The sequence below is a fragment of the Corynebacterium sp. HMSC064H12 genome (assembly GCF_001809925.1).
GTDB classification, from domain to species: Bacteria; Actinomycetota; Actinomycetes; order Mycobacteriales; family Mycobacteriaceae; genus Corynebacterium; species Corynebacterium jeikeium_D.
The window spans coordinates 23,087-36,264 of the sequence record NZ_KV799341.1; the positions used below are offsets into that span (position 1 = coordinate 23,087).

Here is a 13,178-nt window from a genome sequence, read left to right on the forward strand (position 1 = left end):
GCCTAATCCTCCGCCTCCGGCACTGCGCCCGCCTCGTCGCTCTCGCGCTCGGCTTCCGGCTCGCCCTTGCCGTCGCGCGAGAGCTTCCGCAGCCACCAAATCAGCAGCGCAATGATCACCGCCGCTGCTGCCAGGATGGCCCACATCCACCACTGCCACTGCGAACCGCTGCCGTCGAACACGGACTCCTCGTCAGGATCCATCGGCACCTGATGCCCCGTCACCAGCAGTCGGTGCGTGTTAATGCCGTAAGGCGTGCACGTAATCAGGGTGATCAGGTCTTCTCCGGGGACGCGTCGTAAAGCATCGGTTTCATCCGGCTTTACGACGGCTACGTCGTGGACCTCATACTTCAACTTGTGACCCGCGACTGCGATGTAGAACGCGTCGCCCTTCTTGACCTTGTCGAGGTTGTCCCACAGCGTCGCATTCTGCAGACCCGTATGCGCCGACAGCGACGCGTGACGACCTTCACCCTCGCCCACGCCGCCGACCGGGAAGTCGGTGCCGTAGAGGTGACCGACACCGCGCGAAAGCGACTTTTCCGACGTGCCGTGGAAAATGGGCAGGTCAGAGTTGATGGACGGGATGACGATGCGACCGAGCGCGTCGGTCTCGCCAAGCACGTCGAGGTAGTGGCGGTAGCGCTGGTACTCCGGGGAAGACTCGTCATCGGAGGTGGTCCAGGCATCGCCGGGATTGACCTCGCCGAGGCTGGCGTTGTACTCGTGGGCCTCATTCCAGGCGGTGTCCAAGACCTCAGGAGGAGCGGATTTCTCCAGCTTGGAGTACTCATCTGCGGCGCGGGCCTGCAGGAAGTTGTTCCACTGCGTTGCGACAACCGGGTACAGCAGCACGCCCAAACCGCCAATGATCAGCAGCAGGGCGATGATGGTGTTCGAGTTGAGCTTCTTGCCCTTTTGGGGCTTTGCTTCGGTGTTGGTTGCCCGCTTGGAATGGGAATGACGCCCCATCGAGTCCTACCTTTGGTGACCTTGTGCATAGCGGCCACGGGTCTTTCTCACCAGGGACAGTTCCCGGGCAGGGATAGCCAGGCCGACAAATCGCTAACGACTTAATAAGTGCAAATACCAATTTATGTCATGCGGCCCGGGAGAGTTGAACTCTACTTACCGCGCGGCGGCATCGGTGGAGTCTGTGGTGGTGATTTCGGTGCTTGGGGCGTCGGTGCTTGGGGTGTCTGCGGTGCTTGGGGTGCTTGCGGCGGTGGAGGTGGCCTCTGCCGGCCGAGCCGCCAGGGCAATAGTGGCAGAAATCATGGTCACCAGTGCGATAAACAGCGCCACCCACTGCACACCAACTGCCTGGAAGCGCTCACCAAGAACGATGTATCCCAAGCTGAAGGCAACGATCGGCTCCACGACGGTCATAGCTGGTAGCGAAGCTTGCAACGGTCCCGCGTTAAAAGCCGCCTGCTGCAGGCCGACGCCAATAACCGCCAGTGCCACCAGCAGCCAGAGTTCCCAGGAGAGCAGGAGTTGGACGAGTCCGCCGTTGACATAGGTATCGACCACCGACTTAGACAGCAGCGCGACGAAGCCGTACAGCCAGCCGGTTGCCGTGCCGAGCAGCAGGGCCTTCGGGTTCTGGCGTAGCACTCCGCGCTGTTTGGTGTCTGAGCCGCCGCCGGCGCCGGTGCCGGTGTTGGGCCACTGAACTGCAGCGGCGTAAAGCCCGCAGGTGACCACGCCACCGACGGCGAGAGCCCATCCCCACAGGTAGGTGGGGATATCGGTGGAGCCGGCAGTCGGCTTGCCGAGCAACACCAGCGTCGCCACCGCAAAAGTAAGCGCCACGGACCAGATCATCTCTGACCGCGAAATCCGCCGACCGTTGACCTTCGCTGCCAGCGGGAGCGTGAGCATCAGCTTCATGACCAGCAACGGCTGCACCAGGAGCAACGTGCCGAATGCCAACGCCGTGACCTGAAATACATACCCGGCAATCGCCAGGCCCGAGCCCAGCCACCAGCGCGGCAGCTTCAGGGTCTTCGCCACTCCGCGAAGTGTGCTGGTGCCCTCTTCCAGTGTTCCGGAGAGGTTGTGGCGGATGACGGTTCCCCACGCGATGCTGAGTGCGGACAGCAGTGCCAGTATCGCTGCGAGAAGGTCATTGTTCACGTAGGAGATGCTAGGCACGCAACACTTGTCATGTCCACTTCGCAGGGGTTGGGCGGGGCAGTGCTTGGTGCCCGCAGCGCCTCGGGAATTAGCTGGTTCGGCCAAGAAGCTGACTGAGCCCGGAGTGGAGCTGGCTGAGCCCGGAGTTCTTGGCACAGTACCGAGAGTTACTGACTAGGTTTATGTCAGTTTTGACAAGTTTCAGGGCATATTTTTGTCATAAACTTAGTCAGTTTCACATTTGCAGCCCGCAGCAGCGTCCGATCCGCACCCAACCCATGCCCAATAACCCCGCAACCCCTACGCAACCCGATCCAAACCCTCCACGCAACCTCCGCAAGCTACGTTTTGGTAACCCACTATGTAATTACGAATGCGACTCAAGTAAATTGAGTCAATAATAGTTACGTGCATATAGTTGCCTAGTTTTTGGAGGTTGCCGACCATGGCACTGGTTGTGCAGAAGTACGGTGGTTCATCCCTGGAGAGCGCCGAACGCATTCGTCGTGTTGCAGAACGAATTGTGGAAACCAAAAAGCAGGGCAATGACGTCGTGGTTGTGTGCTCCGCAATGGGCGACACCACCGATGAGCTTCTGGACCTCGCTGAGCAGGTCAACCCGGTCCCGCCGGGACGCGAGATGGATATGCTCCTGACCGCCGGTGAGCGTATTTCCAATGCACTGGTCGCTATGGCGATTGCAAGCCTCGGCGCCTCGGCCCAGTCTTTCACCGGTTCACAGGCCGGCGTGATCACCACGGAGCGCCACGGTAACGCCCGCATCGTCGAGGTCACTCCGGGCCGTGTTCGTGAGGCTCTCGATGAGGGCCATATTTGTCTGGTGGCTGGTTTCCAGGGGGTGAACCGCGAGACCAAGGACGTCACTACGCTGGGCCGTGGTGGCTCGGATACCACTGCGGTCGCGCTCGCGGCAGCCCTAGAGGCGGACGTCTGCGAGATTTACTCCGACGTGGACGGCGTGTACACCGCGGATCCGCGCATTGTGCCGGACGCACAGCGTTTGGACAACATTTCCTTCGAGGAGATGTTGGAGATGGCCGCGGTTGGCGCGAAGATTTTGCAGCTGCGAAGTGTCGAATACGCCCGTGCGTTTAATGTCCCGTTGCGTGTGCGTTCGTCGTATAGCAATGAACTTGGCACCCTTGTTGATGGATCGATGGAGGATATTCCTATGGAAGAAGCAGTGTTGACCGGTGTGGCGCATGACCGCTCCGAGGCGAAGGTGACCGTGCTGGGCATTCCGGATGATCCGGGCCAGGCGGCGAAGATGTTCCGTGCTGTTGCGGATGCGGAGATCAACATCGATATGGTGCTGCAGAACGTCTCCACCGTCGCGGATAACCGCACTGACATTACTTTCACGTGCCCGCGCGAGGATGCTCCGAAGGCGATGGCGTTGCTGAAGAAGCTGCAGGCTGACAACGACTGGAAGGACGTGCTTTACGACGATCACGTGGGCAAGGTCTCCTTGGTCGGTGCTGGCATGAAGTCCCACCCGGGTGTGACTGCGACGTTCTGTGAGGCGCTCGCTGATGAGGGTGTGAATATCGATCTGATTTCCACTTCTGAGATTCGTATCTCGGTGCTGGTTAATGACCAGGATGTCGATAAGTCTGTGAAGGCCCTGCACGACGCTTTCAATCTCGGTGGAGACACTGAGGCTGTTGTTTACGCTGGTACGGGACGTTAAGGAGTTTTCATGACCACGATTGCTGTTGTTGGTGCCACTGGCCAGGTTGGTCGTGTGATGCGCACTCTTCTGGCGGAGCGTAATTTCCCGGCCGATAAGGTTCGTTTTTTCGCTTCTGCTCGTAGTGCGGGCAAGGAGTTGGAGTTCCGCGGCGAGAAGATTGTTGTCGAGGATGTCGCGGCTACTTCTGACGAGGATCTGAAGGGCATTGATGTCGCGGTGTTCTCCGCTGGCGGCACGCTGTCGAAGGAGCAGGCTCCGCGTTTTGCGGCTGCTGGCGCTGTTGTTGTTGATAACTCGTCGGCGTGGCGTAAGGATCCGGAGGTCCCGTTGGTGGTCTCCGAGGTCAACCCGGATGCTTTGCAGGACATCCCGAAGGGAATTGTCGCTAATCCGAACTGCACCACGATGGCCGCGATGCCGGTGCTCAAGCCGCTTCACGACGAGGCCGGGTTGCAGCGTCTGCGTGTGTCCTCCTACCAGGCCGTCTCGGGTTCGGGCCTTGCTGGCGTGAATACTCTGGCTGGCCAGGTGCGCGAGAACATCGACAACCTGGAGAAGCTGACCACTGATGGTTCGGCTCTGGTAGCGGAGGACTTTGGTCCGTACGTCGCACCGATTGCTTTCAACGCGCTGCCGGTGGCCGGCAACTTTGTTGATGATGGTTCGCTGGAGACCGATGAGGAGCAGAAGCTCCGCAATGAGTCCCGCAAGATTCTGTCTATCCCTGAGCTGGCTGTTGCTGGTACTTGTGTGCGTGTTCCGGTGTTCACTGGCCACACGCTGGTGATTCACGCTGAGTTTGAGAATGCGCTGTCCGTGGAGAAGGCAACCGAGCTGCTGGAGTCCGCGCCGGGCGTGAAGGTCGTTGACGTTCCGAATCCGCTTGCCGCCGCTGGTGTGGATGAGTCCCTGGTGGGTCGTATCCGTGTCGATCAGTCGGTTCCGGAGGGGCGTGGCCTGGTGCTGGTTGTCTCTGGCGACAATCTGCGTAAGGGCGCTGCTCTGAATACCATCCAGATTGCGGAGTTGTTGGTCGCTGACCAGTAGTTGAGCGCAGTACTTAAAAGCGCAAAAAGTTAAGCCTCGGCACTTAGCGAACTTCGTGCTCTCAATGACAACTACTCCCCACTAGTCGGTAACTGATTTCTCAGTCCAACTAATGGGGAGCAGTTCACATTGTTGCGGTAGGGGGCCTATTTTTTCTTATTGACGCCCACGCTTTCCGCTTGGCTGCAGCGCCAGCGGAATGTGAGATTGTGCGAGCGCAGTGCTGGGGGGATTGCGTCACGGGAGGCGCCGGCGCCCTATTTGGCGGCGTGAGGATGTGCAGATGTCGCTAGACCGGGAATGCGTGGCCGACGGCGCCGTATTTGGGGCGCTAGCAGGGGTGAATGTCGCTAGAACGGGAATGCGTTAAAGACACTGATTTGCAGCTCCGCAAAACTGCAGGTCAGGGAATTGTCGCAAGATTCGTAGGCGCGCCTGTGCTGACAGATTCCCGTTCTAGCGACATTTCGACCTTCGAAGTGCAACTTTTCCGACAGTTGGTGCCACGAGTTGCAATAGCGCGAGCATCTCGGCATTGAGAGCCAGGGTGGCTAGGGTGGCCAGGGCGGTGACAGTGGCCAGGGTGGCTAGGGTGGCCAGCGTGGCGACGGTGGCCAGGGCGGCGATGGAGTCGGTAGCGGCCGAGCAGGAAGCGGACTAATTTAGGGTAGCCTGTTGTGTGGTTAGCCTTACCTGTGTAATATAGGCTCGATTGCTGTGTTGGCCGTAGCCGAAAGAGGCCATCAGTCTCTTGGGGCTACGGGTACTTTACAGCGTTTCAAAGAGTTCCTTACGCGTTAGGTTTTCACATGTTTCGAAACAATTCGCTGACCCGTCGAGCGGCGCTGAAGACCGCCGCTGTCTTGGCAGCATCCACTCTTGTTCTGTCTGGTTGCTCCCGAGGCGACGACGCGGCGGCGTCAAAAAATGAGGGCACCGGGGACGAGCGCATCGCCGCAGTTGGCCTGGGAGACAGCGATACCTTGCTCGCTCTAGGCATCCAACCAGTCCTCGTAGCGCCCTGGGGTGCTGAGGGAGATGTTGATGCATCTGGCGTCGGCCCATGGGCTACCGAAAAGCTCGGTGACAACAAGCCTGAAGTGGTTTACGGTACTGCCAACGGATTCACTGCTGAAATCCTGGAGAAGATCTCCGCCGCTGATCCGGACAAGATCATTGCGGTGAACTCTGCCGTAGACGCGCAGGCGAAGAAGGCGCTTAATGACATCGCCCCAACCACCGTTAAGCCAGACGGTGCCACGGACTGGCAGATCCCCTGGCGGGATCAGGTCAACCAGATCGCCGGCGCTGTAGACAAGCAAGAAGAAGGCGACAAACTCGTCGAAGAAACGCAGAAGGCCTTCGATGATTTCCAACAGCAGCACCCTGAGCTCAAAGGCAAGCGTGCGGCTATCGTCATGCCTTATCAGGGAAAGATCGGCCTGTACACCTCCGGTGACGGTCGCGGGCAGTTTATCAAGAGTCTGGGCTTCGAGATCCCGAAGGAGCTCGAAGGTAACGGGGGCGAGTTCTACCGCGACATCGCACCTGAGAACTACAGCGACCTCAACAACGTCGATTACCTCTTCATCCTTGATTACCAGGGTGCCGCCGATACCTTGAAGAAGGATCCAACATTCAGCAAGCTGGACGTTGTTCGCGAAGGCAAGGTCCGCTGGATGGACGAAAACGTGGGCAATGCAATGAGTATGCCGAACCCATTGACCATCCCCTGGGCAGTCGACAAGTTCTCTGACGCAATTTAATTGAAAGTGTCCGTTTCAAGAACTCGACATTCTTTGGTGTTTTCCCGGCGTTTGCTTACTTCGGCCGCACTCGTTGGCTTGGCTTTGCTGCTGCTTGCCTCCCTGTACTTGGGTTCCAAAGATCTTTCCATTGGCGAAGTGACCAGCATCCTCATGCATGGTCCGCACCCATCTACGCAATCCGGCATCATTTGGGACTTGCGCGTTCCGCGCACCCTCTTGGCTGTGATCACAGGCGCAGCCCTGGCTATGGCGGGTGCCATTGCTCAGAGCTGGACCCGCAACCCCCTGGCAGATCCCGGCATTATCGGCGTGAACGCTGGAGCAAGTTTCGCAGTCGCTGCGGCACTGACCTTGGGCTGGGCAACGACGGTCGGGGAGCGGACACTTGTAGGGCTCGTCGGGGCGGCCGTCGCTGCCTTAATCGTGCTGTTGATTTCCCGCGTATCGCGTAACCCGCTAACTCTGGTACTCGTGGGCGTGGGAGTTACCTTCGCCCTGCAAGCGGCCACGAATATGCTGAGCCTCTATTCTTCCGACACCCTGGAAGGGCTCCGCCGCTGGACCGTTGGCTCTACAGCTGGGCGGGGTATGGAAGACGTGGCCTTAGCTGCTTTAGGTCTAGCACTAGGTGCTCTATGTGGTGCGCTTGCAGCACGCCCGCTGGATCTACTTGCGATGGGAGAGGACTCCGCCCGTTCCCTTGGCAGCTCGCCCACGAGAACCCGCTTGTTGGCTGCCGCAGCGGTGATCATCCTCGCCGGCTCGGCGACAGCCACTGTGGGGCTTGTGACATTCGTGGGCTTCGCCGTGCCACACCTACTACGCCCGTTTACCGGCCCGTCCCTGACTCGCCTCTTGCTGCCGACCGGCATTGTTGGTGGCGCGGCTGTGTTGCTAGCCGATATTGTGGGCCGCTTCGTCCTGCAGCCTAACGAGCTGGAAATGTCCATTGTCTTAGCTATTGTCGGTGCCCCAGTGATGATTCTGGCGGTGCGACGTAAGAAGAGTTCACCGACCTCGAATGACTCGGAGCTGACGATATGAGCGATATGACGTCTATCCGTAGTATTAAGCGTTCACGAAGCAGACGCGTCCTGGCGGCTTCGGCAGGGTTCGCCCTCATAGCGGCTCTTTGTTACTGCTTAATCCTGGGGCAAGGAGCGGTGAAGCTCAGCCCGATGGAAGTCATCGAGGTTCTCACCGGTGGGGGCACACAGCAAGCAATCAACGTGGTGTGGGATCTCCGCCTGCCTGTAGCAATCGCTACCGTTCTGGTCGGCGCGGCTCTAGGGCTGGCAGGTGCGTGGACTCAGACCATGGCCCGCAATCCGCTGGCCAGCCCGGACATTCTCGGTGTATCCGGCGGCGCGGCGGTTTTGGTTGTGGCGGGCACCGTAGTTACCCGCCCTGCATGGAGTGAGGGGGTGCCGACGTTCTGGTGGCGTGCTGCACTCGCTTTGCTTGGCGCACTAGTGATCGTTGGTTTGCTCGTTCTACTCGGTGGCTTCGGGACGTCGCAGCGCGTAGTGGTCATCGGCCTGGCACTGTCTTTCCTCACGCAGTCTTTAGTGCAGTATCTCCTGCTCCGGGCTGACTTAACTCGTGCCACGGATGCCCAAACTTGGCTCGCTGGGTCTACCGGCTTTGTGCGTATGGAAGCTTTGTTTCCTATGGTGTTGGGCCTGTTGCCCTTCGTAGTTTTAGGCCTTTGTGTTACGCGCGATGTCCCTCTTCTTTCTCATGATGACGCCACCGCGTCCACACTTGGGGTAAATGTCACGAGGGTGCGCGCTATTTTGCTCATTGCCGCAACGGGCATTGTCGCGGTGGTGGTTTCCTTTGTCGGCCCAATTGGATTCGTGGCACTATTGGCTCCTCAGCTGGCCAAGCTGGTGGCCGGAACGCCCACGCCCCATCCGTTGTGCTCTACTTTTGCAGGCGCTGCTCTATTAGCTGCGTGCGCCGTCGTGGCGGGCGCACTGCCATTTACATCCCCTGTGGGTTTGGTTACCGCCATCATCGGTGGCCCCGCGTTGGTGTTGCTTGTGTGGTTGGCGGCCCGTCGCGGAACTCTGAAAGGAATGGTTCAATGAACGTTCAAGTTGATCACGTCACCGTGGGCTACAACGACGGCCCAAGCATTGTTAAGGACGTGTCTTTCACTGCAGAGCCCGGGAAGGTCACCACGCTCTTAGGCCCCAATGGTTGTGGCAAGTCGACGTTGCTCAAGACGCTTTCTCGGCTGCTTGCTCCCGCCGAAGGACGGGTTCTTGTAGAGAAAAAGGACGTGCATAGTTTGCGGTCGCGCGAAGCCGCCCAACTAATTGCGCTTTTGCCACAACACCCGCTGTGTCCGGCGGGATTGACCGTTGGAGAACTTGTGGAGCGCGGACGGCACCCTTATCGTCGATCGCTCTGGGGTGGGGGAGCGACGGCGTCAGAAGATAAAGAAAAAGTGCGCGAGGCGCTGAAGAAGACGAAGGTTGACCATCTTGTTGCCCGCGACGTGGCGGAGCTTTCTGGCGGCCAGCGGCAGCGGGTCTGGATGGCGATGGTGTTGGCGCAGGATACGCCAATTGTGCTGTTGGACGAACCGACTACCTACCTAGATCCGGCACATGCGATAGAGATTCTAAGTATCGTGCGGGAGCTCGCTCAAGAGGGCAAGACGGTGATTACCGTACTTCATGATCTTGGCCTGGCGGGAGCTTTTAGCGACGAGATGATCGTCATGAAGGAAGGGGAAAAGATCGCCGAGGGTTCTCCAAAGGAGGCTCTGACGGTGGATGTGTTGCGCGAGGCATATGGCCTGAATGCCGAGGTGTGGGAAGATCCCCGCGGTATGGCTCCGATTATTGTGCCGCGAGGGATTGTGGCTAATTAAGGCCGTGCCCTGCCTAGGAACCAATAGGGGCACCACTGCACGGATTCGCTATTGAGGCCCCAGGTGTGAATTGCGTGGCGCCGTACTTCCTTGCAGAGCTGTCCTTCACCCGCGACCCAGACGTACTTCGACTGTGTTGCGGGGTGTTCGGCACGGTCCAGTTGCTGTAGGTGGGACATCACTGCCGTGCTGAAGTCCGTTGTAGCGCTAAACAGCACTTCTAGGCTGCCCAGCTTGCTCTCCCAGTCGGCGACGAGGGATGGCTCGAGGTCACCATGGTTCTCGGCGACCACTACGAGGTGTATGTCGCGCAACTGTTCCGGGGCAAACGCATCCGCGTAATCCAAAATGGCGCGAACGGAAGGTACGGCAGATGGGTCTGCGATAAGTGTTTGTGAACTTTGCGCGCGGTGCCAGAGGCCCTGGCATGTCCAGATGCCTACCTGGTCGCCAACACGAGTTGCAAGAGCCCAGGCGAGCCCTGGTCCGACGTGCTCATCCTTTGGATTTTTGACGCCATGTGTCGCCACGTCGAAAGTTATCTGTCCGCACTCGGGATCGAGTGAGCGTACGGTGTACCAACGTAAATTTGGGCGTTGGGTCTCCGGCATGGCTGTAACGCTTGCGCGGATATTGGCGCCACCTCCGTGGAGGGGTAAATGGAGATTCTCGCCGGGCTTAGCCGGCATAAAGAGGCCAAAGAATTCGTCCGGGCCGGAAAGCTGAAAGCCGACTAGCTCGGGGGAGCGGATGACAATCCTCTGCAGGTTTTCTGCCGGGGCGCTGACGTCATAAACAGTGGCGCGGATGATTCGATGGTGCGGTTCAGAAGGGGCGGCCAAGAGTAGGTGGTCAGAAAAGGCCGCGCGGTAGGCGGAAGTGTTCGTCGGAGTGTTCAGGGTAACTGGGTTCGAGGTCATAGTGGGAGTTAACTTACCCTTACCTAAAGCAAAAGTGAAAGGGTGAGGGGCAGAAAAAGCCCCGCGGGGATCCGAGGTGAACTGGTCCCCGAAAGTTGGACTGGTTTAACTCTAGGCGGTTAGGGCTTCAAGGGTCTGATTTCGATATTGCATCGGGGTCAGGCCCTTGAGTCGTTGTTGGACGCGTTCGGTGTTGTACCACTGGATGTATTCGTCGATTACTTGGTTGAACTCTGCGACCGTGTCGAAGACTTCTCCGTGGTACATCTCGGTTTTCACGTGGCCGAAGAAGTTCTCCATGACCGCGTTGTCGTAACAGTTGGCTTTACGCGACATCGACTGAACACCGCCGTTGTCGCCGATCAGGTCACGCCACGAGGCATGCTGGTACTGGAAACCTTGATCGGTGTGCATCATCCACCCGGGTTCAGGTGCCCACGCCGCGATCACCTTGGGCAAAGAATCGGTGGTCAACGCTGTCGACGGCGATGTAGCCACAGTGTGGGCAACGATTGAGCGGTCGAACAAGTCCATCACCGGTGACAGGTAGACCTTGCGGCCTGCAACCCTGAACTCGGTGACGTCGCTGACAAAGACGGTATTTGGCTGATCCGGGGTGAATTTGCGGTCAAGCTTGTTGTCGGCAATGTGGCTGATCGTCCCGGTGTAGGAAACATAAGGTCTACGTTGGCGGATCTTGGCTCGCAGCCCCATCTCGCACATGAGTTTGTAGACGAGTTTGTGGTTGACCACCCACCCCTGGTTACGCAGGTCAAGTAGTACTCGTCGGTAGCCGTAGCGATGCTTGTTACGCTCGAAGCTTTCCCGAATCGCTTGCTTGAGCTCGGCGTGCTTATCTGGCTTACTGAGTCGTTTCTGGTGGTAGAAGAACGTCGACCGTGGCATACCTGCTGCCTCTAGGAGGTACTCCAAGCGGTGGTGCGACTTGAGGATGACAATCGCCTGGACTTTCAGGCGCGTCCCTGATTCCTCAAGTCCCGCAATTTTTTTAGATAGGCATTTTCGGCCCGCAACCGTTCGTTTTCGCCACGCAGCTTGTCTTCCTCCGACAGCGGCTTCGGCGTGACCGATCCTTTGGGTCTGCCCTTCGGCTTCGGTTTCAACGCGTCATCGCCGTCTTTGCGCCATTTCCACGACCACCCGCGGACCAGCTGCTGTGATGACAGGCCAAATTCACGTGCAAGATCCATCGCTGTCTCGCCAGCAAGGTGGCGTTGGACAACTTCCTTCTTGATCTCGAACGAGTACTGCTGCTTAGTCGGTTTCTCCACAAGACATAGCCTGCATGCAGCTTAAACCGACGACAGAGCATACGGGCGGCATACTTGGAGACACCAAGGGCATTGGCAGCGGCTGTATAACCCATGCCTTGCTCAAATAGTTCAACCAACTGCTCGCGCTGATATTCACTTAGCGAACTTCGTGCTCTCAATGACAACTACTCCCCACTAGTCGGTAACTGATTTCTCAGTCCAACTAATGGGGAGCAGTTCATTAGGTGCCGAGGCTTTTCTGCTGGAAAAGGCGAGCCTGGTTTGGGGTGACCAAACGGCTAGCAATGTGACCCGTGACATGCGACGTTTGGGCATAAGTGCAGGTTAAATTTTGCCGTTATTCTGTTTCCAATTTCCTGGCTGAAGTGGGTCGAATTTCTATATTGTGACCGTTTTTCATCACCGGTACGGTTTTCGTGTGAGCACGGCAGTGGCCGCAAAGGAGAAGGCGAGAAGCCCTTTACCTTCAGCTCTGGGCATCGCGCCACACCATTTATCTACACTTCATTTTTCTAAAGGATCATCATGGATAACCTGTGCAATATCTGCGAACTGATTTCCTCCTTGCCAGCACCGGCTCCGCTGCCGGTACCTGAGTTCAACGTGAACTTCCCGGAGGGCCCACTGGTTCAGGTCGACTCACTGTTCCCGAACTTCCACTCTCTGACTGAGGGCGGCAACCTGGGTCTGCAGAACGTCGGTGGCGATCAGGACAACGCTCTGCAGAACGTTGGCGGCAACCAGGGTCTCCAGAACGCTGGCGGCGATCAGCTGAACGGCGGAGACCAGATTGGCGGCGACAAGCTGGACAAGGGCGACAAGGTCGGCGGCGACCAGGTTAACGACAAGGGCCAGATTGGTGAGCGTCAGTCCGGTTTCCAGACCGGTGGCCAGGACCAGAGCCTGCAAAACGTCGGTGGCGACCAGGGTCTGCAGAACGGTGGCCAGGAGCAGGGTCTCCAGACTGGCGGTAAGAACCAGAACGGCCTTCAGACTGGCGGCCAGGAGCAGGGCCTGCAGACCGGTGGTAAGAACCAGGGTGGCCTCCAGACTGGCGGCCAGGAGCAGGGTGCCCAGACCGGCGGCAACAACCAGGGTGGCCTGCTGGCCGAGGACGGTGCGGGTGACAACCTGCCAGTCGACCTGGACCTCACCGGTGCAAAGGCTATCTAAGGCCGTTTAAGCTGACTTAGGCACTGCACTACAATGACACTGCGCAGCTATTAGCTCTCGCGGCTATTAATACGTAACAGCGCACGAGCGCCTTCTCACTCCTTGCGGAGTGGGGAGGCGCTTTTTTGTGTTTATAGCTGGCGACGTTGGGTCGATCCGAGTTACTGACTGCGTTTATGTCAAAAATGGCCCGAAAAATGTCCTGAAAGCGTCATAAACTCGCACAGTTTCACAT

At 58.3% G+C, this 13,178-nt stretch carries 10 protein-coding genes and 1 pseudogene; 7 read left to right on the top strand and 4 right to left on the bottom strand.

Going from position 1 to position 13,178, the window contains the following annotated elements:
* Positions 1-2 precede the first annotated feature (2 nt).
* Positions 3-974: a class C sortase gene (locus tag HMPREF2681_RS05040; protein WP_070546297.1), complete on the bottom strand. Its 972-nt coding sequence runs from the start codon at positions 972-974 to the stop codon at positions 3-5.
* A gap of 156 nt (positions 975-1,130) precedes the next feature.
* Positions 1,131-2,141, bottom strand: a complete 1,011-nt coding sequence (locus HMPREF2681_RS05045; protein ID WP_083301598.1) for a DMT family transporter — start codon at positions 2,139-2,141, stop codon at positions 1,131-1,133.
* Positions 2,142-2,586: 445 nt separating this feature from the next.
* Here HMPREF2681_RS05045 and HMPREF2681_RS05050 point away from each other — a divergent pair, with 445 nt between their 5' ends.
* From HMPREF2681_RS05050 to HMPREF2681_RS05075, 6 genes are all read left to right on the top strand, one after another.
* Positions 2,587-3,852: an aspartate kinase gene (locus HMPREF2681_RS05050; protein WP_070546300.1), complete on the top strand. Its 1,266-nt coding sequence runs from the start codon at positions 2,587-2,589 to the stop codon at positions 3,850-3,852.
* A 9-nt stretch (positions 3,853-3,861) separates the two neighbouring features.
* Positions 3,862-4,902: an aspartate-semialdehyde dehydrogenase gene (locus HMPREF2681_RS05055; protein ID WP_049171166.1), complete on the top strand. Its 1,041-nt coding sequence runs from the start codon at positions 3,862-3,864 to the stop codon at positions 4,900-4,902.
* An 809-nt stretch (positions 4,903-5,711) separates the two neighbouring features.
* On the top strand, positions 5,712-6,668 hold the full coding sequence (locus tag HMPREF2681_RS05060; protein ID WP_016421885.1) for an iron-siderophore ABC transporter substrate-binding protein: 957 nt from the start codon (positions 5,712-5,714) through the stop codon (positions 6,666-6,668).
* Positions 6,669-6,719: 51 nt separating this feature from the next.
* Complete coding sequence (locus HMPREF2681_RS05065; protein ID WP_222865141.1) at positions 6,720-7,715, top strand: FecCD family ABC transporter permease; 996 nt, start codon at positions 6,720-6,722, stop codon at positions 7,713-7,715.
* On the top strand, positions 7,712-8,764 hold the full coding sequence (locus tag HMPREF2681_RS05070) for a FecCD family ABC transporter permease (protein ID WP_016421887.1): 1,053 nt from the start codon (positions 7,712-7,714) through the stop codon (positions 8,762-8,764). Before HMPREF2681_RS05065 ends, HMPREF2681_RS05070 begins: the two co-directional genes overlap by 4 nt.
* Complete coding sequence (locus HMPREF2681_RS05075) at positions 8,761-9,555, top strand: ABC transporter ATP-binding protein (RefSeq protein ID WP_016421888.1); 795 nt, start codon at positions 8,761-8,763, stop codon at positions 9,553-9,555. The genes HMPREF2681_RS05070 and HMPREF2681_RS05075 overlap by 4 nt, the downstream gene beginning before the upstream one ends.
* Here HMPREF2681_RS05075 and HMPREF2681_RS05080 read toward each other — a convergent pair.
* Positions 9,552-10,475 carry a siderophore-interacting protein gene (locus HMPREF2681_RS05080; protein WP_016421889.1) on the bottom strand — a complete coding sequence of 308 codons (924 nt, stop codon included), beginning with the start codon at positions 10,473-10,475 and terminating at the stop codon, positions 9,552-9,554. The two genes, HMPREF2681_RS05075 and HMPREF2681_RS05080, sit on opposite strands and share 4 nt — an antisense overlap.
* A 111-nt stretch (positions 10,476-10,586) precedes the next feature.
* Positions 10,587-11,776, bottom strand: a pseudogene (locus HMPREF2681_RS10935) (IS3 family transposase); the annotation flags it as partial.
* Between the two features lie 519 nt (positions 11,777-12,295).
* On the opposite strand from HMPREF2681_RS10935, the gene HMPREF2681_RS05095 reads away from it, so the two are divergent.
* Positions 12,296-12,943: a hypothetical protein gene (locus HMPREF2681_RS05095; protein WP_049171148.1), complete on the top strand. Its 648-nt coding sequence runs from the start codon at positions 12,296-12,298 to the stop codon at positions 12,941-12,943.
* Positions 12,944-13,178: the final 235 nt, after the last annotated feature.

Bases quoted from the DNA above. Each gene is read 5' to 3' on its own strand.
- HMPREF2681_RS05070 (WP_016421887.1), top strand. From the start codon at position 7,712: ATGAGCGATATGACGTCTATCCGTAGTATTAAGCGTTCACGAAGCAGA.
- HMPREF2681_RS05060 (WP_016421885.1), top strand. From the start codon at position 5,712: ATGTTTCGAAACAATTCGCTGACCCGTCGAGCGGCGCTGAAGACCGCC.
- HMPREF2681_RS05080 (WP_016421889.1), bottom strand. From the start codon at position 10,475: ATGACCTCGAACCCAGTTACCCTGAACACTCCGACGAACACTTCCGCC.
- HMPREF2681_RS05095 (WP_049171148.1), top strand. From the start codon at position 12,296: ATGGATAACCTGTGCAATATCTGCGAACTGATTTCCTCCTTGCCAGCA.
- HMPREF2681_RS05075 (WP_016421888.1), top strand. From the start codon at position 8,761: ATGAACGTTCAAGTTGATCACGTCACCGTGGGCTACAACGACGGCCCA.
- HMPREF2681_RS05040 (WP_070546297.1), bottom strand. From the start codon at position 974: ATGGGGCGTCATTCCCATTCCAAGCGGGCAACCAACACCGAAGCAAAG.
- HMPREF2681_RS05050 (WP_070546300.1), top strand. From the start codon at position 2,587: ATGGCACTGGTTGTGCAGAAGTACGGTGGTTCATCCCTGGAGAGCGCC.
- HMPREF2681_RS05055 (WP_049171166.1), top strand. From the start codon at position 3,862: ATGACCACGATTGCTGTTGTTGGTGCCACTGGCCAGGTTGGTCGTGTG.